This window comes from Stenotrophomonas sp. WED208 (assembly GCF_040984485.1).
Taxonomy (GTDB): domain Bacteria; phylum Pseudomonadota; class Gammaproteobacteria; order Xanthomonadales; family Xanthomonadaceae; genus Stenotrophomonas; species Stenotrophomonas riyadhensis.
Genome location: NZ_JAZARB010000001.1, coordinates 931,777 through 957,528 on the forward strand (window position 1 = coordinate 931,777; position 25,752 = coordinate 957,528).

General features: G+C 67.5%; 21 protein-coding genes. 12 read left to right on the forward strand and 9 right to left on the reverse strand.

Annotated features, from left to right (window positions below; all coding sequences use genetic code 11):
- Positions 1-38: 38 nt before the first annotated feature.
- Positions 39-998, reverse strand: coding sequence for a cysteine synthase A (gene cysK, locus VPH47_RS04120; protein WP_368850184.1), 960 nt, complete (start codon positions 996-998; stop codon positions 39-41).
- A gap of 207 nt (positions 999-1,205) precedes the next feature.
- Between cysK and VPH47_RS04125 the strand changes: the two genes are divergently transcribed.
- The 10 genes from VPH47_RS04125 (at position 1,206) to VPH47_RS04170 (ending at position 15,735) form a co-directional block, all read left to right on the forward strand.
- Positions 1,206-2,189 carry a LysR family transcriptional regulator gene (locus VPH47_RS04125; protein ID WP_010481448.1) on the forward strand — a complete coding sequence of 328 codons (984 nt, stop codon included), beginning with the start codon at positions 1,206-1,208 and terminating at the stop codon, positions 2,187-2,189.
- Positions 2,190-2,824: 635 nt separating this feature from the next.
- Complete coding sequence (locus VPH47_RS04130; protein ID WP_368850185.1) at positions 2,825-3,256, forward strand: DUF2946 family protein; 432 nt, start codon at positions 2,825-2,827, stop codon at positions 3,254-3,256.
- Between the two features lie 72 nt (positions 3,257-3,328).
- Positions 3,329-5,392 carry a TonB-dependent copper receptor gene (locus tag VPH47_RS04135; RefSeq protein WP_368850186.1) on the forward strand — a complete coding sequence of 688 codons (2,064 nt, stop codon included), beginning with the start codon at positions 3,329-3,331 and terminating at the stop codon, positions 5,390-5,392.
- 273 nt (positions 5,393-5,665) lie between these two features.
- A complete protein-coding gene (locus VPH47_RS04140; protein WP_110713401.1) occupies positions 5,666-6,772 on the forward strand; it encodes an efflux RND transporter periplasmic adaptor subunit in 1,107 nt (368 codons plus the stop codon).
- Positions 6,769-9,894 (forward strand): efflux RND transporter permease subunit, encoded by a 3,126-nt coding sequence (locus VPH47_RS04145; protein ID WP_368850187.1) that lies wholly within the window; start codon positions 6,769-6,771, stop codon positions 9,892-9,894. The genes VPH47_RS04140 and VPH47_RS04145 overlap by 4 nt, the downstream gene beginning before the upstream one ends.
- Positions 9,887-10,483 (forward strand): GNAT family N-acetyltransferase, encoded by a 597-nt coding sequence (locus tag VPH47_RS04150; protein WP_368850188.1) that lies wholly within the window; start codon positions 9,887-9,889, stop codon positions 10,481-10,483. The genes VPH47_RS04145 and VPH47_RS04150 overlap by 8 nt, the downstream gene beginning before the upstream one ends.
- A 211-nt stretch (positions 10,484-10,694) precedes the next feature.
- Positions 10,695-12,206 carry a sodium:alanine symporter family protein gene (locus VPH47_RS04155; RefSeq protein WP_180860853.1) on the forward strand — a complete coding sequence of 504 codons (1,512 nt, stop codon included), beginning with the start codon at positions 10,695-10,697 and terminating at the stop codon, positions 12,204-12,206.
- Positions 12,207-13,043: a TrmH family RNA methyltransferase gene (locus tag VPH47_RS04160; protein WP_110713395.1), complete on the forward strand. Its 837-nt coding sequence runs from the start codon at positions 12,207-12,209 to the stop codon at positions 13,041-13,043. It abuts the gene before it with no gap.
- Positions 13,044-13,280: 237 nt separating this feature from the next.
- Positions 13,281-14,273 carry a hypothetical protein gene (locus VPH47_RS04165; protein ID WP_180846454.1) on the forward strand — a complete coding sequence of 331 codons (993 nt, stop codon included), beginning with the start codon at positions 13,281-13,283 and terminating at the stop codon, positions 14,271-14,273.
- Positions 14,274-14,283: 10 nt separating this feature from the next.
- Positions 14,284-15,735 carry a sodium:alanine symporter family protein gene (locus VPH47_RS04170; protein ID WP_093999603.1) on the forward strand — a complete coding sequence of 484 codons (1,452 nt, stop codon included), beginning with the start codon at positions 14,284-14,286 and terminating at the stop codon, positions 15,733-15,735.
- Between the two features lie 146 nt (positions 15,736-15,881).
- On the opposite strand, the gene VPH47_RS04175 is transcribed toward VPH47_RS04170, so the two are convergent.
- From VPH47_RS04175 to VPH47_RS04190, 4 genes are all read right to left on the reverse strand, one after another.
- Positions 15,882-17,303: a M28 family peptidase gene (locus tag VPH47_RS04175; RefSeq protein ID WP_100478672.1), complete on the reverse strand. Its 1,422-nt coding sequence runs from the start codon at positions 17,301-17,303 to the stop codon at positions 15,882-15,884.
- 226 nt (positions 17,304-17,529) lie between these two features.
- Complete coding sequence (gene mscL, locus VPH47_RS04180) at positions 17,530-17,934, reverse strand: large-conductance mechanosensitive channel protein MscL (RefSeq protein ID WP_153855661.1); 405 nt, start codon at positions 17,932-17,934, stop codon at positions 17,530-17,532.
- 55 nt (positions 17,935-17,989) lie between these two features.
- Complete coding sequence (locus tag VPH47_RS04185) at positions 17,990-18,706, reverse strand: fumarylacetoacetate hydrolase family protein (RefSeq protein WP_012481114.1); 717 nt, start codon at positions 18,704-18,706, stop codon at positions 17,990-17,992.
- Between the two features lie 75 nt (positions 18,707-18,781).
- On the reverse strand, positions 18,782-19,063 hold the full coding sequence (locus VPH47_RS04190) for a hypothetical protein (protein WP_019660189.1): 282 nt from the start codon (positions 19,061-19,063) through the stop codon (positions 18,782-18,784).
- Between the two features lie 178 nt (positions 19,064-19,241).
- On the opposite strand from VPH47_RS04190, the gene VPH47_RS04195 reads away from it, so the two are divergent.
- Positions 19,242-19,577, forward strand: coding sequence for a Rieske (2Fe-2S) protein (locus VPH47_RS04195; RefSeq protein WP_012511947.1), 336 nt, complete (start codon positions 19,242-19,244; stop codon positions 19,575-19,577).
- A gap of 364 nt (positions 19,578-19,941) precedes the next feature.
- Here the strand turns inward: VPH47_RS04195 and VPH47_RS04200 are convergent, their stop codons facing one another.
- From VPH47_RS04200 to thiS, 4 genes are all read right to left on the reverse strand, one after another.
- Positions 19,942-21,789 (reverse strand): SLC13 family permease, encoded by a 1,848-nt coding sequence (locus VPH47_RS04200; protein WP_110713387.1) that lies wholly within the window; start codon positions 21,787-21,789, stop codon positions 19,942-19,944.
- A 27-nt stretch (positions 21,790-21,816) separates the two neighbouring features.
- On the reverse strand, positions 21,817-22,551 hold the full coding sequence (trmB, locus tag VPH47_RS04205) for a tRNA (guanosine(46)-N7)-methyltransferase TrmB (RefSeq protein ID WP_010481468.1): 735 nt from the start codon (positions 22,549-22,551) through the stop codon (positions 21,817-21,819).
- Positions 22,551-23,345 carry a thiazole synthase gene (locus VPH47_RS04210; protein ID WP_180860835.1) on the reverse strand — a complete coding sequence of 265 codons (795 nt, stop codon included), beginning with the start codon at positions 23,343-23,345 and terminating at the stop codon, positions 22,551-22,553. The genes trmB and VPH47_RS04210 overlap by 1 nt, the downstream gene beginning before the upstream one ends.
- Positions 23,346-23,462: 117 nt before the next feature.
- Positions 23,463-23,663 (reverse strand): sulfur carrier protein ThiS, encoded by a 201-nt coding sequence (thiS, locus tag VPH47_RS04215; RefSeq protein WP_180854242.1) that lies wholly within the window; start codon positions 23,661-23,663, stop codon positions 23,463-23,465.
- A gap of 207 nt (positions 23,664-23,870) precedes the next feature.
- On the opposite strand from thiS, the gene VPH47_RS04220 reads away from it, so the two are divergent.
- Complete coding sequence (locus VPH47_RS04220) at positions 23,871-25,706, forward strand: autotransporter outer membrane beta-barrel domain-containing protein (protein WP_110713383.1); 1,836 nt, start codon at positions 23,871-23,873, stop codon at positions 25,704-25,706.
- Positions 25,707-25,752 lie beyond the last annotated feature (46 nt).

Here is a 25,752-nt window from a genome sequence, read left to right on the forward strand (position 1 = left end):
AGCCCTTTCCCGACGGGAAAGGGATCCGACCCTGTGGATCACGGCAGGCCGGCCAGCCAGTCGTCGTCGGAGCCTTCGTTCACATCGGCAAACAGCGGCGTGGAGAAATAGCGTTCACCGGTGTCCGGCAGCATCGCCAGGATCACCGAGCCCGGTTCAGCGCGCGCGGCCACGTCAAGCGCACTGGCGACGGTGGCGCCGGCGGAGATGCCGACGAAGATGCCTTCCTCGGCAGCCAGGCGACGCGCGGTGGTGATGGCGCGGTCATCTTCGACCGAGACCAGTTCGTCCACCACATCGCGGTTGAGCACGTCCGGCACGAAGTCCGGGGTCCAGCCCTGGATCTTGTGCGGCTTCCAGTCATCGCCCTTGAGCAGTGCAGCGCCGGCCGGTTCGGTGGCGATGATGCGGGTCTGCGGGCGCGCGACCTTCAGCACTTCGCCCACGCCGGTAAGCGTGCCGCCCGTGCCCCAGCCGCTGACGAAGTAGTCCAGCCGCTTGCCGGCGAAGTCGCGCAGGATCTCGGCGGCGGTGGTGTTGCGGTGATAGGCCGGATTGGCCGGGTTGGCGAACTGGCTGGCCAGGAACCAGCCGTGCTGTTCGGCCAGTTCGGCTGCCTTGCGCACCATGCCGCTGCCGCGTTCGGCGGCCGGGGTCAGGATCACCTTGGCACCGTAGGCGCGCATCAGCTTGCGGCGCTCCACCGAGAAGGTCTCGACCATGGTGGCCACGAACTTGTAGCCGCGCGCGGCGGCGACCATCGCCAGTGCCACGCCAGTGTTGCCTGAAGTGGCTTCGACGATGGTGTCGCCCGGCTTGAGCAGGCCGCGTGCCTCGGCGTCGAGGATGATCGCCAGCGCCAGACGGTCCTTCACCGAGCCGCCCGGGTTGAACGACTCGACCTTGGCGTAGACGCTGACCTGCGGGGGCGCCAGGCGCTGCAGCCTGACGATGGGGGTGTTGCCGACGGTATCGAGGATGGAGTCGTACAGGGCCATGGAAGCGCTCCGGAAACGGGGCCGCGCCGGGCTTCGGCGGGCGAAGGGGGAGGGCTGGCTGTTCAGGCCAGCGGCTGCCGGCTGACCGTAGCGCCGGCATATGACGCCCGGAAATGACCAGATACCTTTCTTAAACAACCTTTGGTTATAAGCTGGTGACGGCAATTGACCCTAGAGTGGACCTCCGCCCCACGCCGCCTGCCTCCCATGACGCTGACCCAGCTGCGCTACCTGGTTGCCATCGCCGACGCCGAGCTGAACATCACGCTGGCCGCCTCGCGCGTGCACGCCACCCAGCCCGGTCTGTCCAAGCAGCTCAAGCAGCTGGAGGATGAGCTGGGTTTCCTGTTGTTCGTGCGCAAGGGCCGCAGCCTGGAGTCGGTCACCCCGGCCGGCACCGAGGTCATCGCCCGTGCCCGCGCGGTGCTGGCCGAGGCCAACAACATCCGCACCTACGCGGCCAACCAGCGCCGCGAGAGCCAGGGCCAGCTGATCCTGACCACCACCCACACCCAGGCGCGCTTCGTGCTGCCGCCGGCGGTGGCGGCGATCAAGCAGGCCTATCCCCAGGTGAGCGTGCACCTGCAGCAGGCCGGTGAAGCCGACGCGCTGGACCGCTTGAACCAGGGTGATGCCGATATCGCCATCATCAGCACCGCCGGCGGTGAGCCCACCGATGGCATCGCGGTGCCGCTGTTCCGCTGGCGACGCCTGGTGGTGGTACCGAAGGGCCACCCGCTGGACCGCGCGGGCCGCGCACCGGACCTCGCCGCGTTGGCCCGGCAACCGCTGATCAGCTACGAATCCTCGACTCGGCCGAATTCCTCGTTGCAGCGCGCCTTCGCTGCGAACGGCCTGGTGCCGGATCTGGCACTGACCGCGCTCGATGCGGACCTGATCAAGACCTATGTGCGTACCGGGCTGGGCGTGGGCCTGCTGGCGGAGATGGCGGTCAGTTCCAACGACGAAGACCTGAGATCGTGGCCGGCGCCGGACCCGATCAGCGAATGCATCGCGTGGGCGGTGCTGCCGCGCGACCGCGTGCTGCGTGATTACGCGCTGGAGCTGGTGCACGTGCTGGCACCGCAGATTGATCCGCGCGACCTGCGAAGGGTGCTGGATGGCAACCAGGCGGCGGCGTGGCCGGTGCCACCGACCTGGGAGTCACTGACCCAGACCATCACGGTGTGAGGTGGGTCGAGCAGGGCTTGCAGCCCTGCACCTGCTGCGGCGCGCAAGCAACAGCAACAGCAGAAGCGGCATTCCGTGGGATGGCGGGGCGGTGTCGGAGTGCGGGGACGCCGTGAACCCCTCCATGGGGGCTTGGCCGCGGCATCCATGCCGCGGACACCCCGCACTCCGACACCGCCCCACCTCTGACAGATTCCGGCGGCTGTTGGTAGGTGTCGACCTTGGTCGACACGGTTGATCCACGCCATGCGTGGATGAAAACTGTCAGATATCGAAATACATCTGGGGTCAGATCCGTTTTCCTTCGGAAAACGGATCTGACCCCGAGAGTCGTTCCGACAGATCGCGGAAAACTGTCGAAGGCGGGGTGGGTCCGGTTGCGGGAGTGTCCGCGGCATGGATGCCGCGGCCAAGCCCCCAGGGACGGGTTTACGGCGTCTCCCGCAACCGGACCCGCCCCGCCATCCCACGGGAAGCCAGCTTTTGCTTTTGCTGTTGCTTCGGCTCTTGCCGTGGACGTGGCATCTGCAGGTGCAGGGCGCAGCCCTGCCGAACACCCCCGCGACGGGGTGTCGCAAATGCCTGCGACGGTTCGTCGCACAGGGCAACCCAGGACCCGGCTCTAAACTAGCGGGGTGACCCGCCTGTCCCGCCCGCAGCGCCTTCTGTTCCAGCTCGCCGTCCTGGCGACGCTGCTGATGGTGCTCGCGCCGCTGGTCAGCCGCGCGCTGCAGGCATCGCCGATGGAGCACGCGGCGATGGCGGGCATGGACCATGCCGCGATGGGCCATGACATGCACGCCATGGCCATGCCCGGGCACGATCAGCACGGCGCCGCGCCGGCCGCGCCCAGCCGTCCGCCCGACCCCCACGCCATGCACGGCGAAGCCTGCGAATACTGCGTGCTGGCCATGCGCCTGCTGCCGTGGCTGGCGGTGCTGGTGCTGCTGTTGCCGCTGCTGTGGCGGCCGCGCCTGGTGTTCCCGTGGTCGCAACAGGTGCTGCAGGCACTGCGTTGGCCGGCGCATGCCGCGCGCGGGCCGCCGCGTTTCTCCATCGTTCGCTGATGTCCCTATCGAATCTGCCGCACGACGCCTGACCGGGCGCCGTGCGCGCGTGCGTACTTTGGAGCTGTTCCGATGAAAATGACTTCCCGCCCCGCGGGCGCCTGCGCGCGCCTGCCGGTTGCCCTTGGCCTGGCCGTGGCCGCGTCACTGGCCCACGCTGCGCCTGCCGAAGAGGCGCGTACCCTCGACACGATGGTGGTCACCGCCGCCGCGCCGTCGTCCCCGTTGCACTGGGTGACCGATCCGCGCCTGCCGCGGCAGCCCGTGCCTGCCAGTGATGGCGCTGATTACCTGAAGACCGTCCCCGGCTTCTCCGCCATCCGCAACGGCGGCACCAACGGCGACCCGGTGCTGCGCGGCATGTTCGGTTCGCGCCTGAACATCCTCAGCAATGACGGCAACCTGATCGGCGCCTGCCCATCGCGCATGGACAATCCGCTGTCCTACATCGCGCCGGAAAGCTTCGACCGGCTGACCATCATCAAGGGCCCGCAGAGCGTGCGCTGGGGGGCCGGCGCGTCGGCCGGCACCGTGCGTTTCGAGCGCGATACGCCGCGTTTCGAGGAACCGGGCGTGCGTGCCGATGCCAGTGCGCTGGTCGGTTCGCGCAACCGCAACGACCAGGTGCTGGACCTGACCCTGGGCAACCCGACCGGCTACGTGCGCGCCAGTGGCAACCGTTCCGAAGCCGATGACTACAAGGATGGCAACGGTGACGTGGTGCCGTCGAAGTGGCGCAAGTGGAACGGTGACGTGGCCATCGGCTGGACGCCGGATGTCGACACGCTGCTGGAGATTTCCGCCGGTGCCGGTGATGCCATCGCACGCTACGCGGGCCGTGGCATGGACGGTGCCGCGTTCGAACGCACCAGCTACGCCGCGCGTTTCGAGAAGCGCAACCTGCCGGGGGCATGGGACACGGTGCAGGCCAACGTGTACTACAACAACGCCGACCACGTGATGGACAACTACACGCTGCGCACGCCGAACCCGCACAGCATGATGCCGATGCCGATGGCATCGAACGTGGATCGCCGAACCCAGGGCGGTCGGGTCAGTTCCGAGTGGCGCTGGCAGGACGTGCAGCTGGTGGCGGGTGTGGATGGCGAAGACAGCCGCCATCGTGGGCGCATGGGCATGGGCCGCGACACCTACCGGCAGGCGGCGTGGGAGACCGATGCCAACTTCCGGCGCTACGGCGCGTTCACCGAGTTGACCCTCGGCGCCGGCACCGACCAGCGCTGGATCAGCGGACTGCGCATCGACCGTGCCAGCGTGCGCGACGAGCGGCAGTCGATCCGCGGAATGATGGGCAACATGCCCAATCCGACTGCGGGCCAACGCCGCAAGGAATGGCTCGGCAGTGGCTTCCTGCGCTACGAGCAGGACCTGGCCGACGGCCTGACCTGGTATGCCGGCCTCGGTCACAGTGAACGCATGCCCGACTACTGGGAGCTGTTCTCGCCCAACCACGGCCCGGCCGGTGCAGTGAACGCGTTTGCCGGTATCCAGCCGGAGCGCACCACCCAGCTCGATGTCGGCCTGCAGTACAAGGGACCGCGCGTGCAGGCGTGGGTTTCGGCGTACGCCGGGCAGATTCAGGACTACATCCTGTTCACCTACCACGGCAGCGGCATGATGGGCATGAGCCAAGCCAGCAACGTTGATGCGCGTATCGCTGGTGCCGAGGCGGGCCTGGAAGTGAGCGTGGCCGAACAATGGACGCTGGGCGGCACGCTGGCCTATGCGTGGGGCGAGAACCGCGACCAGCATCGCCCGTTGCCGCAGATGCCACCGCTGGAAGCACGCCTGAGCGCGAACTGGGAGGGCCAACGCTGGAGTGCCGGTGCGCTGCTGCGCGCGGTGACCCACCAGCATCGTGTCGCAGATGGCCAAGGCAACGTCGTCGCCCAGGATCTCGGGCCGAGTGCCGGCTTCGCCACTTTCGCGCTCAACGCGGCGTATCGCTTCAGTTCGCAGCTGCAGCTCAGCGCGGGCGTCGACAACCTGTTCGACCGTGCCTACAGCGAGCACCTGAACCTTGCCGGCAGCGCCGACTTCGGCTTCCCGGCCGATCCGGTGCGCATCAACGAGCCGGGCCGCAGCTTGTGGATGAAGGTGAACTACCGGTATTGATCCGTCGGATGCAAAAAAACGGGGCCGGATCCCCGCCAGGATCCGTCCCCGCCCGACGCCCTCCGTCGGGCAGCTTCGACTCTACGATGGCAGCGGCCACAGTGGGCGGCTGGATACACCTCGACACACGCCGACACCGCTGATATCAGCCTTGCACGGAACGGGTTCAAGGCGCTATCGCAGCCCTGGTTCCACGCCGGTAAACGCTTGGCACATACCGCTTTTGCGGGCCCTTGCCTACACTCGGCGGCCGTGGATCACTCAGGACCGTTCATGTTGGCTCGTATCGCTTCGACCCTGGCTCTTGGCCTCAGCCTGGCCGTGCTGGCCGGGTGCGCAGGCAAACAGGAGGCCGCCGCCCGTCGGCAGGGAGAAGCGGTGCCGGTCACCGCGCAGGTCGTGCAGTCCACGCAGTGGAACGACACCCTGCAGGCACTGGGCACGGCCAAGGCACGCGAATCCATCAGCGTGACCGCCAAGGTCAGCGAGATCGTCGAGAAAGTGCATTTCGAAAGCGGCCAGCACGTCGCTGCCGGGGCGCCGATCGTGACCCTGCGCGGCCAGGCCCAGGAGGCTGCGCTGGTGCAGGCGCAGGCCACCTTCCACGAGGCCGACCAGCTGTACAAGCGCCAGCGCGAGCTGGCCACCCAGCGGCTGGTGTCCAGCGCCACGCTGGATACGCAGAAGTCGATCCGCGATGCCGCCGAGGCGCGTGTGGCGCAGATGCAGTCGGATATCGGCGACCGCCGCGTGCGTGCGCCGTTCGCTGGCGTCCTGGGTATCCGCCAGGTCAGCCCGGGCACGCTGCTGACGCCGACCACGGTGATCGCCACGCTCGACGACATCGAGCACATGCACATCGATTTCCAGGTGCCGGAAGTGGAACTGGCCGCACTGGGCGTCGGTGACAAGGTCAGTGCCACCAGCGTGGCGTGGCCCGGCCGCACCTTCGAGGGTGTGGTCAGCACCATCGATGCGCGCATCGACCCGGCCACCCGTGCGGTGACCGTGCGCGCCGATTTCGCCAACGGCGACCATGCGCTGCGTCCGGGCATGTTGCTGGACGTGCGCCTGTTCCGGCCCGAGCGCCCGGCGCTGGTGGTGCCGGAGATCGCCGTGGTGCAGGTCGGCCGCGATACCTTCATGTACCGCATCAAGGCCGACGACAGCGTCGAGCGCGTGGACGTGGTCACCGGCGCGCGCCGTGCCGGCGTGGTCGAGATCAGGCAGGGCCTGGAAGCGGGCCAGCGCATCGTGGTCGATGGCACCGGCAAGCTGCGCCCGGGCCTGAAGGTCGCGGCCAAGGACGCGGCCCCGGCCAGCGGTGCGAAGCCCGCTGACGCTGCAGCGCCGGTCGCGGCCGAGGGCCACGGCGGATGAAGCTGTCCGACATCTCCATCCAGCGGCCGGTATTTGCCGTGGTGATGAGCCTGTTGCTGCTGGTGCTGGGCGTGATGTCCTTCACCCGCCTGACCCTGCGTGAGCTGCCGGCCATCGATCCGCCGATCGTCTCGGTGTCGGTGGACTACACCGGCGCCTCGGCCGCGGTCATCGAAAGCCGTATCACCCAGGTACTGGAAGACGCGCTGGCTGGCATCGAAGGCATCGATACGATCAATGCGCGCAGCAACAACGGCCGCTCGCAGGTCAGCATCGAATTCACCTCCAACCGCGATATCGAAGCGGCGGCCAATGACGTGCGCGATGCGGTCAGCCGCGTCGCCGACCGCATGCCGGAGGAAGCGCGTCCGCCGGAGATCGCCAAGGTCGAGAGCGATGCCGACCCGATCATCTGGTTCAACATGGTCTCCTCGACCATGGATACGCTGGAGCTGAGCGACTACGCCGACCGCTACGTGGTCGATCGTTTCTCCAGCCTCGACGGCGTGGCCCAGGTCCGCATCGGCGGCCGCCAGCGTTACGCGATGCGGATCTGGCTGGACCGCGACCAGCTGGCGGCGCGCGGGCTGACCACCGGCGACGTCGAAACCGCGCTGCGCAACGAGAACGTGGAACTGCCGGCCGGCCGCATCGAGTCGACCGACCGCGATTTCACCCTGCGCGTGGAGCGCAACTACATCAAGCCGGAAGACTTCGCGACCATCCCGCTGGGCAAGGGACGCGATGGCTACGTGGTGCGCATGGGCGACGTGGCGAAGATCGAGCTGGCCTCGGCCGAGCGCCGCGCGTACTACCGCAGCAACGGCGAGCCGGGCATCGGCCTGGGCATCGTCAAGACCTCCACCGCCAACTCGCTGGACGTGGCCCGTGTCGCGCGTGCCGAGGCGGAGCGGGTCGCACTGACCCTGCCGAAGGGCACGCAGATCTTCGTTGCCTTCGACAACACCACCTTCATCGAAGCCGCGGTGGACCGCGTCTACGCCACGCTGGTGGAGGCGATGATCCTGGTGCTGGCGGTGATCTGGCTGTTCCTCGGCAGCTTCCGCGCCGCGCTGATTCCGGCGGTGACCGTGCCGGTCTGCCTGGTCGCGGCGTTCATCGCACTGTATGCGTTTGATTTCTCGATCAACCTGCTGACCCTGTTGGCGCTGGTGCTGTGCATCGGCCTGGTGGTGGACGATGCGATCGTGGTGGTGGAGAACGTGCAGCGCCGCATCGATCTGGGCGAACCCCCGCTGGTGGCGTCAAAGCGCGGCACCGCGCAGGTCGCCTTCGCGGTGATTGCTACCACCGCGGTGCTGGTGGCGGTGTTCCTGCCGGTCGGTTTCCTGGAAGGCAACACCGGGCGCCTGTTCCGCGAGCTGGCGGTGGCGCTGGCCGCCGCGGTGGCATTGTCCGCCTTCGTGGCGCTGACGCTGACGCCAATGATGGCCTCCAAGCTGCTCAAGCCGCACACCGGGCACGCGCCGCGTGGCCTGCATGGCTTCGTCAACCGCAACCTGGAGCGCCTGGCAGGGGCCTATGGGCGGGTGCTCGACCATCACGTGGACCGCACCTGGATCTACCTGCTGGTGATGGTGGCCGCACTGGCTGCCAGCTGGGGCCTGCTCAAGCTGCTGCCGTCGGAACTGGCGCCCGCCGAAGACCGCGGTTCGTTCCAGATCATGATCGACGGCCCGGAAGGCGCCGGCTACGACTACACCGTGCAGCAGGTGCAGCAGGTGGAAGCGATGCTGGCACCGCATGTCGGCCCGGACAAGCCAATCGTGCGCGCCAACCCGCGCGTGCCGGGTGGCTGGGGCGCCAGCGAGGAAATGCACACCGGCCGCGTCAGCATCTTCCTGCAGCCGTGGCGCCAGCGCAGCGAGGGCACGCCGGAAGTAGCCAACGAACTGCAGAAGGAGCTGGATACCATCCGTGGCGTGCGCGTACGCACGCAGGTGGGCGGTGGCCTGGTGCGCAGCGGCGGCCAGCCGTTCCAGATCGTGCTGGGTGGTCCGGAATATGCCGAGATCGCGCAGTGGCGCGACCGCATCCTGCTGCGCATGGCCGACAATCCCGGCCTGGTCGGCCCCGACTCGGACTACAAGGAGACCCGGCCGCAGATGCGGGTCAACATCGACCGCCAGCGTGCGGCCGACCTCGGCGTGCCGGTCACCGCGATCGGTTCGGCGCTGGAAACCATGATGGGTTCGCGCCGCGTCACCACCTTCGTCGACAACGGCGAGGAGTACGACGTGCTGGTGCAGGCCGGCCGCGATGGCCGCGCCAGCCCGGCCGACCTGGCGGCGATCCGTGTGCGCGCGACTTCCGGCGAACTGGTGCCGCTGTCCAACCTGGTCACGCTGAGCGAAGTGGCCGAGGCCGGCACCCTGAACCGCTTCAACCGCCTGCGCTCGATCACCATCAACGCCGGCCTGGCGCCGGGCTATCCGCTGGGCGAGGCCATTGCCTGGGCGCAGAACGTGGCCCGCGAGGAGCTGCCGCAGTACGCACAGGTGAACTGGAAGGGCGAATCGCGTGAGTACCAGAGCGCCGGTGGTGCCGTGCTGCTGACCTTCGCAATGGCCCTGCTGGTGGTCTACCTGGTGCTGGCCGCGCAGTTCGAGAGCTTCATCCACCCGCTCACCATCATGCTGACCGTGCCGCTGGGCGTGCTCGGCGCGCTGGTCGGGTTGTGGGTGAGCGGCGGCACGGTGAACCTGTTCAGCCAGATCGGCATCGTCATGCTGGTCGGCCTGGCCGCGAAGAACGGCATCCTCATCGTCGAATTCGCCAACCAGCTGCGTGACGACGGAAGAACCGTGCGCGAGGCGATCATCGAATCGGCGATGGTGCGCCTGCGCCCGATCCTGATGACCTCGATCGCCACCGTGGTCGGCGCGATTCCGCTGGTGGTGGCCGGTGGCCCTGGTTCGGCCAGCCGTGGCACGATCGGCATCGTGATCATCTTCGGCGTGACCCTCTCGACCTTCCTGTCGCTGTTGGTGGTGCCGGCGTTCTACGCGCGGCTGGCCCCGTACACCCGCTCGCCGGAAGCGGTGAAGCGCGAGCTGGAGAAGCAGGAAGCGGAATCGCCCTCGGTGGGTGGCCATGCCTGATCCGACCGCCAACGGGATGGCAGGCGGGGTCGGATCCCTTTCCCAAGGGGAAAGGGCTCTGACCCCACACCTGCAGGGCCAGGGCTTCCTGCTGCGCCCCTGGCGCAATGAAGACCTCGAATCCCTGCTGCACCACGCCAACGACGCCGAGGTGTCGCGCGGCCTGCGCGACCGCTTCCCGTATCCGTACACGCGCGAGGATGGCGAGGCCTTCCTCGCCGGCCGCGTGCTGGCCCCCGGTACCCTGAACCTGGCCATCGAGATCGACGGCCAGGCCTGCGGCAGCGTCGGGGCCCAGCAGGGCAGTGCCGAGCGCGGGCACATGGCCGAGCTGGGCTACTGGTTGGGCCAGGCCTACTGGGGCCAAGGAGTGATGACCCGGGTGGTCGGCCTGTTCGCCCCCTGGGTGATGGACGAACTTCGCCTGTTCAGGCTGCAGGCCGGGGTGGTCGACTTCAACCTCGGCTCGGCCCGGGTGCTGGAAAAGAACGGTTTCCAGGAAGAAGGCGTGGACCGCTGCGCGGTCTACAAGCGCGGCGTGCTGCACGACCTGCGCCGTTTTGCCCGGGTACGCACGCAGCTGCCCTGAATGGCCCGGGGTCAGATCCCTTTTCGCAGAAAAGGGCTCTGACCCCCAACCCGCTAAACGGTAGAACCGGGGTCAGAGCCCCTGCGCGCTGCGCAAGGGATCCGACCGCATCCTTCTGGCGCTACCGCAGCGGCCTTCGATCAGGGAGAATCGACCGGTCCCCTCCAGCCGACGGGACGTCCTTACAACCCGCCGACTGGAGAGAGCGCGCGTGGAAGCTACCGTACATTTCATCAACAGCATCATCTGGAGCAAGGCACTGATCTTCGTGTGCCTGGGCGCCGGCCTGTTTTTCAGCCTGCGCACGCGCTTCATGCAGATCCGCGGCTTCCTCGAGATGTGCCGCCTCACTGTCAGGGGTGAGAAATCCGACGCCGGCGTGTCGTCCTTCCAGGCCCTGGCCATGTCGATGGCCGGCCGCATGGGCATCGGCAACATCGCCGGCGTGGCCACCGCCATCGCCTTCGGCGGCCCCGGTGCGATCTTCTGGATGTGGGTGATGGGCTTCCTCGGCGCGTCCACCTCGTACGTGGAATGCACCCTGGCGCAGATCTACAAGACCAAGGATGCCGAAGGCCGTTATCGCGGTGGCCCGGCGTACTACATCGAAAAGGCCATGGGCCTGAAGTGGTACGCGCTGGCCTTCGCCATCGCCACGATCATTGCCGCCGGTTTCCTGATGCCCGGTGTGCAGGCGAACGCCATCGCCGACAGCATCATCAACGCCTGCCGTGGCACCGCACTGTGCGGCCCGCTCGATGGCCAGGCCTTCGGCATGGAATCGGTGCAGGCGCTGAAGCTGGGCATCGGCATCGTGGTGGCGCTGCTGCTGGGCGTGGTGATCTTCGGTGGCGTCAAGCGCATCGCCAACTTCGCCGAAGTGGTGGTGCCGTTCATGGCCGCCGGCTTCATCCTGATGGCCATCGTCATCATGATCATCAACTACGACCGCGTGCCGGAGATGTTCAACATCATCTTCAGCAGCGCCTTCGGCACCCACGCCGCGTTCGGCGCGATGATGGGCCTGGCGGTGGAGTGGGGCATCAAGCGCGGCATCTATGCCAACGAGGCCGGCCAGGGCTCGGGCCCGCACGCGGCAGCGGCCTCGGAAGTCTCGCACCCGGCCAAGCAGGGTTACGTGCAGGCCTTCGCCATCTATTTCGACACCATGATGGTGTGCACCGCCACCGCGTTCCTGATCCTGGCCAGCGGCACCTACAACGTGTATTCGCCAGCAGGTGCCGGCGCCCCGCCGATCTTCCAGGGCCTGGCCGGCATTCCGGAAGGCGCGGGCTACGCTCAGGCCGGCGTGGAAGCGGTGCTGCCGGGCTGGGGTTCGGCGTTCGTGTCCATCGCCATCTTCTTCTTCGCCTTCACCACCATCATGGCGTACTACTACATGGCCGAGACCAATCTCAGCTATGTGAACCACAACAAGAAGCGCCCGCTGACCGTGCTGGTGCTGCGCCTGGGCATCATCGCCATGGTGGTGTTCGGCGCGTTCCATAATGCAACCCTGGCCTGGGCGCTGGGTGACATCGGCGTGGGCCTGATGGCCTGGCTGAACATCATTGCCATCCTCATCATCCAGAAGCCGGCAATGCTGGCCCTGCGTGACTACGAACGACAGAAGAAGCTGGGCCTGGATCCGGTGTTCGACCCTGATGCCCTGGGCATCAAGAACGCTGATTTCTGGCGCCAGCGCAAGCAGGAGAGTGTGTAAGTGAACAACCCTTGGAACAACCGCCGCCCGTCCGCCCGTCCGCCGCGCGCAACGCCGTTGCCGCGTCCGGAGGTGCCGGCCACGGGCGGTGGCGGGCGCGGTGGCAGCGAGGAGCTGCGCCTGTACGGCCTGAATGCCGTGCTGGCCGCGTTCGAGGCGCGACCGCAGGCGCTGCGCAAGCTGTACCTGCTGGAGGCACGCATTGCGCGCCTGCAGCCGCTGCTGAAGTGGTGCGTGGCCAACCGCGTGGGGTACCGCGTGGTTGAAGACGGCGATCTGAACAAGCTCGCCGGCACCACCCATCACGAAGGCGTGGTGGCCGATGTGTTGCGTGCACCGGCACTGCCACTGGCGCAGTGGCTGGAGCAGGTCGGCGACGGCCCGGCGCTGGCGTTGTGGCTGGATGGCGTGGGCAACCCGCACAACCTGGGCGCGATCCTGCGCTCGGCCGCGCACTTCGGTGCCAAGGCACTGCTGCTGCCGGCTGCCAGCACGCTGGCGTTGTCCGGTGCCGCCGCACGTGTGGCTGAGGGCGGTGCCGAAGCCGTCCCGCTGGTACAGCTGCCGGAGACCGCGCAGGCAATGTCGCAGCTGCGTGCGGCCGGTTTTGGCCTGGCGGCAACCCTGGTCGATGGCGGTGACGACGTATTCCGCGCATCGCTGCCGGAACGGTTGGTGTACGTGATGGGCGCAGAGGGCGAGGGCATGGACCGCAGCCTGGCCGGCCAGTGCGACCTTCAGGTCTCGATTCCCGGCAGTGGCGCGGTGGAGAGCCTGAACGTGGCCTCAGCCACGGCGGTGCTGCTGGCGCAGTGGGCGAGCCGACGCAACGGCTGATCCCGCGGTTTCAATGCCGTGCTGATGCCCGGACCCGGCCCTTGTGGCCGGGTTTTTTTTTGCGCGGTGCAAGAGCGCAAGCGGTGCATGCCAGGAGAATTGGGTCATCTGCGTCAGCTCACGTTGTTTCAAGCACGCTTGACCGAACGACAGGCAATTTTAGAACTTATCTCATTGCTGGGCCGTTTCCCGCGCCGCACGGTGGAGATCCTTCCAACGTCGTACAGGAGTGGTTCCATGCATCGAATCCAACGCCGCACACGCCGCACTTGCCTGGTGCTGGCACTCGCTGCGCTTGCGTCACCCGCGGTGCAGGCCGGAGAGCGCAGCCTGGACGGGGTCAATTTCACCGGCCCGTTGATCACGCCGAATCCGGCCGGCCTGCCGCAGGGCAACTGGTACATCGAGCCCTATCTGGTGCGGGTCGACAGCCGCGACCACTACGACAACAACGGGGATCGCCGCCGCAGCGCCGAGCGCAGTGGTGCGTGGGCGACCGTGGTGCCGATCATCTACGGCTTCAGCGACCGGGTGATGGGCCAGGTCAATCTCAGCGCCTCACGCTCGGAATCCGGCAGTGCGCGCAGCAGCGGCTTCCGTGCCGGCGACACCACGGCACGCCTGCAGTACCTGCTGCAGGCACCGAATGCCGATGGCACCCGTCCGGCCATCTCGGTCGCGCTGGTGCAGCGCTTCAGCACCGGCAGCCACGACCGCATCACCGGCAATCCGCTGGATGCGCAGGGCGATGGCGTGCAGCGCACCACCGCCGCGCTGGGCGTGCAGCAGGTGGTGTGGCTGGGCAACGATCGCCCCGTGCGCTGGCGCGCCCAGCTCAGCGCCGGTCCTGCCCCATCGCGCACCGCCATTTCCGGCACCAGCGTGTATGGCACCGACGACAGCTTCCAGGGGCACATTTCGCGCGGCTCGGTACTGGGCCTGTCGGTGGGCGCCGAGTACAGCTTCAACTCACGCTGGGTGGGCGTGATGGAAATGGCCGCAAGCCGCGAGACCGGCCAGCGCCTGAGCGGCTTCGCACGCAACAGCAGTGGTGTGATCGAACGGATTGAAGAGCACCGTCCGGCCAGCCGCAACGTCAGCCTGGCGCCGGCCGTGGAGTACCACTTCAGTCCGTCACTGGGCCTGATCGCCGGCGTCGAATTCACCGTGGCCGGGCGCAACGCCGGCCGCATCATCAGCCCCCAGGTCGCCCTGGGCATGTTCTTCTGAGGGGCGGCCGATGAACATCGAATCCATCGTCAACACGATCCTCGGCGTCGTCTGGAGCCCGTACCTGGTGGTGCTGTGCCTGCTCGCTGGCCTGTACTTCAGTGTGCGCACCCGCTTCATCCAGTTGCGTGCGCTGCCGGACATGCTGCGCCTGATGTTCCGTCATGAGCGCTCCGAATCCGGCGTGTCACCGTTTCAGGCCCTGTCGCTGTCGTTGTCCAGCCGGGTCGGGGTCGGCAACATCGCCGGCGTGGCGATGGCGATCGCCTTTGGCGGCCCGGGCGCGATCTTCTGGATGTGGATCGTCGCCTTCCTCGGCGCGTCCAGTGCCTTCATCGAATCCACGCTGGCGCAGATCTACAAGGACCGCGATGCCAAGGGCCAGTATCGCGGTGGGCCCGCCTACTACATCGAAAAAGGCCTGGGCCAGCGCTGGTACGCGGTGCTGTTCGCACTGGTGACCGTACTGGCCGGCGCGATGCTGGCCGGCACCCAGTCCAACGCCATCACCAGTGCGGTGAACGAAGCCTGGAACGTGCCGGTGATGACCACTACGGCGGTACTGCTGGTGGTGCTGGGTGCGATCCTGATCGGCGGCGTGCGCCGCATCGCGCGGGTTGCCGAATGGGTGGTGCCGCTGATGGCAGTGGCGTATCTGCTGGTGGCGGCGCTGGTGATGGTGCTCAATGCAGAGAAAGTACCGGAGGTGATCATGCTGGTGCTGCGCAGTGCATTCGGTGTGGATGCCGCGTTCGGTGCAATGATCGGTACCGCCATCCAGTGGGGCGTGCGCCGTGGCGTGCTGTCCAACGAGGCCGGCATGGGCAGCGGTGCGCATCCGGCCGCTGCCGCCGAAGTTTCGCATCCGGTCAAGCAGGGCCTGGTGCAGTCGTTCTCGGTCTACATCGACACGATGGTGGTGTGCAGTGCCACCGCGTTCCTGATCCTGTCCACGGGTCTGTACAACGTCTACGACCCGGCAGTGAATGGCATTCCGGATGAGGCGCGCCTGCTGCTGGGCAATCTGCCCGGCGTCGAGGCCGGGCCGCGCTTCGTGCAGCATGCGGTGGAATCCGCGTTGCCGGGCTTCGGCCGCTCGTTCGTGGCGCTGGCGATCCTGCCGTTCGCGTTCACCACCATCCTGGCGCTGTACTACATGGCCGAGACCAACATCAGCTACCTGTGCCGTGATCGTCCCGCGCCGTGGGTGATGGGCGGGTTCCAGCTGCTGTTCCTGGCCGCGACCGGCTACTCGGCGGTGAACAGTGCAACGATCGCGTGGTCGCTGGGCGACATCGGCGTCGGCCTGATGAGCTGGTTGAACATCATCGCCATCCTGCTGCTGCAGAAGCCGGCGCTGGCGGCGCTGCGCGACTACGAACAGCATCGCCAGGCGGGCAAGGATCCACTGTTCAATCCGAAGCTGCTGGGTGTACGCAACACCAGCGTGTGGGAGGGCTGACAGGACCGGGGGCAGATCCCTCGCCGACGCGAGGGCTCTGACCGCACGCCATTACCCGGTGGGAGCGCCATTACCCGGTGGGTGCGAACCTTGGTTCGCACCGCTCCCGCCGCTGCGTTCGCCGGGCATGGCCCGGCACTACCGCATCACTCGTTCGGCGGCGTGGTCGCCTTGGCCTCGCTGCCGAAGCTGCCATCGGCTTCCGCCGCCAGGTACGCGAACACGGTGTAGGCAGCCACGTTCTGCGCCAGCGCCTTCGGGTCAATCTTGTCCAGTGTGTCGTCGGCGGTGTGGTGCAGGTGGAAGTAATCCGAGCCGTCCTGCGCCAGCCATGCCCACGCACCGCCCTTGGCAGCCAGCGGACCGACGTCCGGGCCCGGGCCACCCTTGTCGGCCTGGTACTCGATGCCCAGCGGCTTCATCACCTCGGCAATCTGCTTCGTCGCTTCGCGCGAGCCTTCCGGGTTCGGCGAACCGGTATTGAAGGCATAGATGCGGCCGGCACCGAAGTCACTCTCGGCAGCCAGCTGGTGCAGGGCCACATCCTTGGCGTGCGCTTCGGCGTAGGCCTTGCCGCCGTACAGCCCCTGTTCCTCGTTGGCGAACGCGATCACGCGGATGGTGCGCTTCGGCGCCTGCTTGAGCTGGCCGATCAGGTGGCCGGCGGCCATGGTGATGCCCACGCCTGCGCCGTCATCCACCGCGCCGGTGCCCAGGTCCCACGAATCCAGATGACCACCGATCACCACCACTTCCTTCGGCAGGCTGCGGCCGGTGATCTCACCGATCACGTTGTACGAGGTGGCGGTGCCATCCCAACCGCAGTCCAGCGCCACCTTCACCGTGGTGCTGCCACGTGCCAGCAGGCGCGCCAGCTGGTCGGCATCGGGCACCGACAGCGCCGCCGACGGCACCGGGGTCAGGCCTTCATCGAAACGGGTGATGCCGGTGTGCGGCACGCGGTGCGAGTCGGTACCGGCCGAGCGCATCAGGAAGCCGACCGCGCCCTTGCGGATCGCTTCGGACGGGCCCTTGCTGCGGATCGCGCCGCCACGGCCGTAGTCGCGGCCATCGCGGAACGGCAGCATCTGGTAATCAACGAAGGCGATCTTGCCCTTCAGCGAACCGGCCGGTGCCGCCTGCAGCGCGGCCAGGTCGGCGAAGCGGACCACTTCGGCTTCAACGGTGCCGCCCGGGCTGCCGCCCAGCGCGGTGATCTGCAGTGGCTGCGGGTTCTTGCCGGTCACCGCGGCGTGTTCACTGCGGCGCTCCCACTTCGGGAACGTCACCGGTTCCTTCCACACCTTGTCGAAGCCGAGGGCCTTGAACTTGGCCTCGGCCCAGGCCACGGCGCGGGCGTCGGCCTCGCTGCCGGCGATGCGCGGGCCGATTTCGGTGGTGAGCGATTCGACCACCTTCCAGCCGGTGTCATCGGCCAGCGCCTGGTCGCGCAGCTGTGCGGCGGTGGCCAGCGACGCCGGGGGCAGGGTGGTGGTACGCGGCGCCGCGAAGGCCGGGGCGGCCAGCAGGGCGAGGGAGGATGCGATGGCAAGGACGCGGCGACGCATGGACAACTCCGGGAAGGGACCTAAGCCTTGGAGCTTAACAGTCGTTCAGCCCGGCGCATGGGCGGGAGGTCATGGCTGCCGCGAACGCTGTTTTCCGCCACGTCCGGCAAAGCGAAAGCCCCGCCGGGGCGGGGCTTTCGTGCAGTCGCGGTAGTGCCGGCCGCTGGCCGGCTCCCCGCTTGTTCGGACCTTGCCGGCCAGCGGCCGGCACTACCGGTAGGCCGCCTTATTTCTTCAGGCTGTCGCGGATCTCGCGCAGCAGCACCACTTCCTCGGCCGGTGCGGCCGGTGCGGCTTCCTGCTTGCGCGACAGGCGGTTGATCGTCTTGACCACCAGGAAGATGGCGAAGGCCACGATCACGAACTGGATCAGCGTATTGATGAAGTCACCGTAGCCGATCACCACGGCCGGGATCTCCTTGCCATCGGCGCCGACGCTGGCCGGTGACAACGTCCAGGCCAGCTGCGAGAAATCCACCTTGCCGATCAGCATGCCCAGCGGCGGCATGATGATCTTCTCGACCAGGGCGGTCACGATCTTGCCGAAGGCCGCGCCGATCACCACGCCGACGGCGAGGTCGATGACGTTGCCGCGCATCGCGAATTCCTTGAACTCGGTGAGCATTCCCATTGTTGTTTTTCTCCGGTGGGGGAAGTGGACAGCGCGCAGGGTAGCGCAGGTGATGTCAGCCGGCGATCACGCCGTGGCGCTCGGCCACGTTTTCCAGTCGGGCACTGAAGCGGTCGCCGGGTTTCAGCGCAGCCACCCCGGACGGGGTGCCCATGAACACCAGGTCGCCGGCACGCAGCTGCCACAGCTTGGACAGCTCATGCAGGATCTCCGGCACGTTCCAGATCATCTGGTCCAGCAGCGCCTGCTGGCGCACTTCGCCGTTGACCTCCAGCGACAGGTTCAGCGCGGCCAGGTCGCCCACTTCCTCGGCGTGCACGATCTCGCTGATCGGCGCGGAGGCATCGAAGCCCTTGGCTGCATCCCACGGGTGGCCCTTGTCCTTGGCCGCGGCCTGCAGGTCGCGACGGGTCAGGTCCAGGCCAACGGCGTAGCCGTAGACCAGCGCTTCGGCATCGGCCACGGCCAGCTCGCCCGCGGGCGCATCGCGGCCGATCGCCACCACCAGCTCCACTTCGTGGTGCAGGTTGGCGGTTGCTGGGGGGTAGGGGATGGCATCGTCGTGGCCGACCACGATCGCATCGGCTGGCTTGCTGAAGAACATCGGGCGGCCGCGGTCATCGGCTGCCGGTACCGCCGCGCCCATTTCGCGGGCATGGTCGGCGAAGTTGCGGCCGACGCAGTAGATGCGGTGCACGGGGAAGCTGCCGCCGCCCACCACCGGCACACGCGGCAGGGCTACGGCAGGGATCACATCGGAGACATCGGACATGCGGGCATCCAGGAAGGGCGTGCCCGCAGTCTAGAACGCATGGCGCCCGCCGTCAGCGGGCGCGGAGGGCGTGGATCAGCGCGAGGCCGGCAGCACCGGCTTGCGCACCACGCGGTACTCACCCTCGACCACGGTCGGGTCGACCGGACGCGCGGCGCCCGGCTTGCGCGAGGCCAGCAGCTTCCACGCCAGGCCGACCAGGATCATTGCCGCACCGACGAATACGCCGATGAACACCATCGCGGCCAGGATCGCCAGGCCAAGCAGGCCCACGGCCACGCGCACCAGCGGGTGACGCGGCTTGCGCGGCGCGAACAGGGTGCGGAACTGGTTGAAGGCGGATGCGCGATTGAACATGGCGGCTCGATAGGCTGGGATCAGCGAAACCAGAGTATCGGGACGCGCCACTGTCATTGAGTGAAAAACTCGTTAAATATAGCCTGTGCTTATTACGGATCAATGACTTGTGTTCATGTCGCAGCCAGTCACCTGAGTGGGCGTGCGACAATGCAGGTTTACTGTCCGAGCCTTCGCCATGACTGCCGCCGCTGCCCTGATCGCCCTTGATGCCATTGCCGATGGCGCGTTTGCCGAGGTCGAAGCGGTGGTCGATGGCGATGCCGAATCGCTGGTGCTGTACCGCGATGGCGCGCAGGTGCGTGCGTTCCTGAACATCTGCCCGCACGCCGGCCGTCGCCTGGACTGGGCCCCGGGCCAGTTCCTGAAGAGCCGCGAGGGCCACCTGGTGTGTGCCGCCCACGGTGCCTCGTTCGCGCTGGACAGCGGCGACTGCATCGCCGGCCCCTGCAAGGGCGACCGCCTGCGCGCGGTACCGGTGGACGTGCGCGACGGGCAGGTTTATCTGGCCTGAGTCCAGACCAGGGGTCGGATCCGTTTTCCGCCGGAAAGCGGCTCTGACCCCATCAAGCCAGGAGCAGTCGAGCATGGCTCGACGCTACAAAAGCCGTGTCGACCAAGGTCGACACCTACCAACAGCAGCACGGAATGCCGTTTCGACAGCTCGCATGAATCTGTCGAAGGCGGGGTGGGTCCGGTTGCGGGGGTGTCCGCGGCATGGATGCCGCGGCCAAGCCCCCAGGGACGGGTTTACGGCGTCCCCCGCAACCGGACCCACCCCGGCATCCCACGAAATGCACGCTTTTGCTGTTGAGGTTGCCGGCCAGCGGCCGGCACTACCGGGGTGCAGGGCGCAGCCCTGCCAACAAACCCCAACCTCAGAACATCAGGTTGATCATCAACACCACCACCAGCGTGTAGATCAGCGACAGCGGGCCGCCGACCCGCCACATCTCACGCGGTGTGTAGTTGGCCGGCCCCGTGATCATCGAGATCACCGGATTGGAGGCCGTCATCAGGTTGTTGGACGCCGACAGCGCCACGATCAGCGCGAACGCCGTCGGATTGCCGCCCGCCGCCAACGCCAGGTTCACTGCAATGGGCACCATCACGATGGTCGCGCCCACATGGCTGATCACCAGCGAGAACGCCGTGGTCAGCAGCGCCAGCGCCACCTCCAGTACCCACACCGGTATGCCGGTGGGCAGCTTGTCGATGGTATGGCCGGCCACCCATGCCGCCGCGCCACTGGAATCCATCGCCCAGCCGAGCGGAATCAGCCCGGCCATCATGAACACCGTCTTCCAGTTGATCGAGGCATAGGCCTCGTCCATGCGCAGCACGCCGGTCAGCAGCATGCCGGCCACGCCGGTCATCAGCGTCAGCGCCACCGGCAGCTTGCTGGTCAGCGCGATCAGGATGGTCAGCGCGAAGATCGCCATCGCGATCTTGAACTTGTGCGGGCGCTGCTCGCCGGTCGGGTAGTCGGTCACCACCACGAAGTCGCGGCTGCGGGCGGCCTGCGCCAGGTCGGTCCAGATGCTGTGGAACACCAGCATGTCGCCGGCGCGCAGCTGCACGTCGCGCACGTCCTCGCGGATCACCTGCTTGTCGCGGTTGATCGCCAGCAGGCTGATACCGCGCTCCTTGCGCAGGCGCAGGTCGGCCGCGCTCTTGCCGATCACGTTCGAGGTCGGCGGCACCACGGCCTCGGAAATGCCGGCGCGGCTGGGGTTGAACAGGTCGCCCAGATGCTTCAGGCGGGAGGACATGCGCAGGAACTGATTCTGCGCGAAGTCGCTGATCTGCTCGCGCGGGCCCATCGCGCCGAGCACGCTGCCGACCCAGATGCGCATCTCCGCCGGCGGCGCCAGGCGGGTGTCGTTGCCGGTCTTCAGGGCCAGCAGCAGCGGCGCATCGTGCAGGTTCTCCGCCTCGCCCAGGGTCATGCCGACCAGCGGGCTTTCGGCACTGACCACCAGCTCGAACACATCACCTTCGATGCCATAGGTCTTGGCGAAGTAGCTCTCGGTGCGTGCCGGGGTGACCCCGTCGTTGACCAGGCTTTCCTCTTCCACCAGCTTGCGGTCGCCGTAATAGCGGAAGTACAGCAGCGAGGCGATCAGCAGGGCCACGCCGATCGGCAGTGGCGCGAACATGCGCAGCGGCTCGATGGTGGCCAGGCCGGAAGGCAGGTTGTTGTTGGCCGAGGCCAGCAGATCGTTCAGCAGGATCAGCGGTGAATTACCGACCATGGTCAGCGCACCACCCATCACGATTGCCGCCGAAATAGGCAGCAGCAGGCGCTGCAGGGTCAACCCGGTGCGCGCGGCCAGTCGCGAGGCGACCGGCAGGTACAGCGCCATCACCGACGGGTTCTGCATGAAAGAGGAATTCAGGCCGGCAATGGCCGTGGTCATCATCAGCAGCCGCTGCTCGACGCCATGGCCACGCCGCAGCAGCCACGCGGCCAGCCGGTTCAGCGCCCCGGTGCGGTCCAGGCCCGCACCGAGGATGGTGGTGGCAATGATGCTCATCACCGCGTTACCGGAGAAACCGCCGAAGATCTCCTCCGGCGCGATCAGGCCGGTGACACCGAGAACCACCAGGACCACCAGCGCGACCACGTCGGCGCGGATGCGCTCGAACAGGAACATCGCCATCGTGAAGCCGACCAGCCCGAGCACGAGCTTCATGTCGTTGGTCAGCGTCAGCGCGGTATCCATGTGGGGAGCGGTGTCCTCAGGCGATCGTCAGGTGCGGTCGTACAGCAGGTCCCAGACGCCATGGCCGAGCTTCTGGCCGCGGGTCTCGAAGTGGGTCTGCGGACGCCAGTCCGGGCGCGGCACGCTGCCACGCGGGCCGGCGCGGTTGACCAGGCCGGCGGTGGCATCGAGCACGTCCCACATCTGCTCGGCGTAGTCCTCCCAGTCGGTGGCGCAGTGCAGGCGGCCACCCGGGCGCAGCTTGCGCACCAGCAGCTCGGCAAATGCAGGCTGCAGCAGGCGGCGCTTGTTGTGGCGCTTCTTGTGCCACGGGTCCGGGAAGTAGATGCGCACTTCATCCAGCGCGCCATCGGCGATCTCGTTCTGCAGCACTTCCACCGCATCGTGGTGGTACAGGCGCACATGGTCGGCGTTGTCGTCGGCCAGCGCGTTCAGCAGGCGACCCACGCCGGGGGCGTGCACCTCGATGCCGATGTAGTCGCGCGACGGGTCGTGCTGGGCAGCGAAGCGCAGCGCGGCACCATTGCCGAAGCCGATTTCCAGCACCTTGTGCGCCGGGCGGCCGAAGGTGGCGTCCAGGTCACGCGGCTGGCCGTTGTAGTCGATGCCGAAGCGCGGCCAGCGTTCGTCGAACGCGCGCTGCTGGGCGGGCGTGAAGCGGCCCTGGCGCAATACGAAGCTGCGCACTTCGCGGCGGCCCTCGCTCACGGTGAAGGGCTTGGGCGGGGCTTTGGAACCGGCGCTGTCGAAGGGATTGGTCATCAGCCGATCAACCCATCCACCGGGGAGGAGGCGCTGGCGTAGCGCTTGCGCGGGATGCGCCCGGCCAGGAAGGCCTCGCGGCCGGCTTCGACGGCCTTGCGCATGGCACTGGCCATCAGCACCGGGCTGCGTGCACCGGCAATGGCGGTGTTCATCAGCACGCCGTCGCAGCCCAGCTCCATCGCGATCGCCGCATCCGACGCGGTGCCCACGCCGGCGTCGACGATGATCGGCACCTTGGCGTCTTCGATGATCTGCAGCAGGTTGTACTTGTTCTGGATGCCCAGGCCCGAACCGATCGGCGCGGCCAGCGGCATCACCGCAGCGCAGCCGATCTCTTCCAGGCGTTTGGCCAGGATCGGGTCGTCGGAGGTGTAGACCATCACGTCGAAGCCGTCCTTGACCAGCTGTTCGGCGGCCTTGAGGGTCTGCACCACGTCCGGGTACAGCGACTTCTGGTCGCCCAGCACTTCCAGCTTGGTCAGGTTGTGGCCGTCCAGCAGCTCACGGGCCAGCCGGCAGGTACGCACCGCGTCTTCGGCGGTGTAGCAGCCCGCAGTGTTGGGCAGGATGGTGTAGCGCTCCGGCGGCAGCACGTCGAGCAGGTTCGGCTCGCCCGGGTTCTGCCCGATGTTGGTGCGGCGGATGGCCACGGTGACGATCTGGGCGCCTGCAGCCTCGGTGGCCAGGCGGGTTTCTTCCAGATCCTTGAACTTGCCGGTGCCGGTCAGCAGCCGCGAGCCATAGGTCTTGCCGGCGATCACCAGCGAATCGGGGGAGACATGAACGTTCATGGCGCGATTATCGCTTATCCGCCTGAAGATGGGGTCACGCAGCGGGCGGGGTCGAGCGTGGGGTCAGATCCCTTTGCCTGTGGCAAAGGGATCTGACCCCTGAAGACCCGAGCAGCCTCAGCCCCCGCCCAGCGCGTGCACGATCTCCACCACGTCGCCTTCGGCAAGGACATGCCCGCCATGGCGGCTGCGGCTGACGATCTCGCCATTGACCTCCACCGCCACCCGGCGCTGCAGCAGCTGCTCGGCTTCGAGCAGGTCGTGGAGGGTCGCCAGAGCGGGCAGGGTACGGGGTTCGCCGTTGAGCTGGATGTTCATCCGTGCATTGTCGCCGATAGCCCGGTGGGATCGGAACGTTTGCAAATTGAACCGGGCGCCAGCTCTGGCACAACGGGTTTTCACGCGGTCAGGCGACAATCCATGCGGCGGCGCAGCGTGAGCAAACGGCGGCGCAGTGAAACCATTCACCGTGCGCCGGCGTACGTCCGCCGGGTCCTCAACGATATCCCCACAGGAGTTCTTTACATGCTGCTCAGCAAACGCCCGATCCGCTCCCTGATGGCGGCCGCGATCGCGCTGGCCGCGCTTCCGGCCATGGCAGGCGAATCCCCGTATTCCAAGGCCGTGTTCTTCGGTGACAGCCTCACCGATGCCGGCTACTTCCGCCCGTTGCTGCCGCCCGGCGTGCAGCCGGTCACCGGCCAGTTCACCACCAACCCGGGCTGGGTGTGGTCGCAGCAGGTGGCCAACTACTACGGTCTCAACGGCGCCGCCAACGGCAACGGCCAGAGCGGCGACAACTATGCGGTGGGTGGTGCCCGCGTCGGCGTGGACGTTCCGAGCGCGATGGGAACCATCCCGTCGCTGAAGTCGCAGGCGGCCCGCTACCTGGCCGCGAATGGCGGCAAGGCTGACGCCAATGTCCTGTATACGGTGTGGGGCGGTGCCAACGACCTGTTCGCCGCGGCCGCTGCGCCGGCGCAGGCGCAGGCCATCATCGGCGCGGCCGTCACCGACCAGATCGCCCTGGTCGGCGCGCTGAAGCAGGCGGGTGCGCAGTACGTGCTGGTGCCGAACCTGCCGAACGTGGGCCTGACCCCGGCCTTCCGTGGCCCGAATGCCGCAGCCGCCACCGCGCTGTCGGCCGGTTACAACAAGGCCCTGTACGGCGGCCTGAAGCAGGCCGGCATCGAGTTCATCCCGCTCGATACCTTCACCGTGCTGGGCGAAGTGGCTGCCAACCCGGGCATGTACGGTTTCACCAACGTCACCAGCACCGCCTGCAAGATCGACCCGGCCAACTCGACGCAGAGCATCCTGACCTGCAACCCGACCAGCTACGTCAGCCCGGATGCGGCCAACACCTACCTGTTCGCCGACGGCGTGCATCCGACCACCGCCGGCCACCAGCTGCTGGGCCAGTACGCGGTATCGGTGCTGGAAGGCCCCCGTCTGCAGCAGGTGCTGAGCCACTCGGCGCAGACCATCGGCCGCTCGCGCGCCGACCAGGTCAGCATGCATCTGGGTGGTCGTCCGGCCGACGGCCTGTCCTGGTGGGGCGGCGTGCGCGGTGACCTGCAGCGCTATGACCATGCCGACCTGTACGACGGCCTGGCGCCGGCCGGCCTGTTCGGTATCGACTGGGCGCGCGACGGCATGGTGTTCGGCGGCTTCGCCGGCTTTGGCCGCCTCAATGCCGACTTCGGCAACAGCCGTGGTGACTTCACCCAGAAGGACACCACCGCCGGTCTGTTCGCGGGCTGGTACCACGACCGCATCTGGGTCAATGGCCAGGTCAGCTACACCTGGTTGTCCTATGACGTGAACCGCAAGGTCCAGCTGGGCCCGGCCACCCGCGAGCACGGTGGTTCGCCGGACGGCAGCAACCTGACCGCTGCCCTGAACGCTGGTTACGAGTTCGGCACCGAGGGCGGTTTCCGCCACGGCCCGATCGCTTCGGTGATCTGGCAGAAGGTGAAGATCGACGGTTACACCGAAAGTGCTGCGGCCGGCACCCTGGCCACCGCACTGGGCTATGACCGCCAGAACGTCGACTCGACCGTCGGCCGCATCGGTTGGCAGGCCCGCTTCGATGGCGGCACCGTCAAGCCGTACGCGCAGGTGACCTACGACCACGAGTTCGAAGACACCAAGCAGGCCAGTGCCTGGCTGCAGACCCTGCCGGAACTGGGCAGCTACCGCGTGCCGGGCCTGAACTTCGACAAGAACTACGCCACCGTGGTGCTGGGGGCCCGTACCGAGCTGTTCGGACTGCAGAGCAACTTCGGCCTGAGCGCATCGGCCGGGCAGAAGCGTGCCCAGGACGCGACGCTGTTCGCCAACTTCAGCGGCACGTTCTAAGCAGCAACCGCGGGGGTCGGATCCCTTTCCGCAAGGAAAGGGCTCT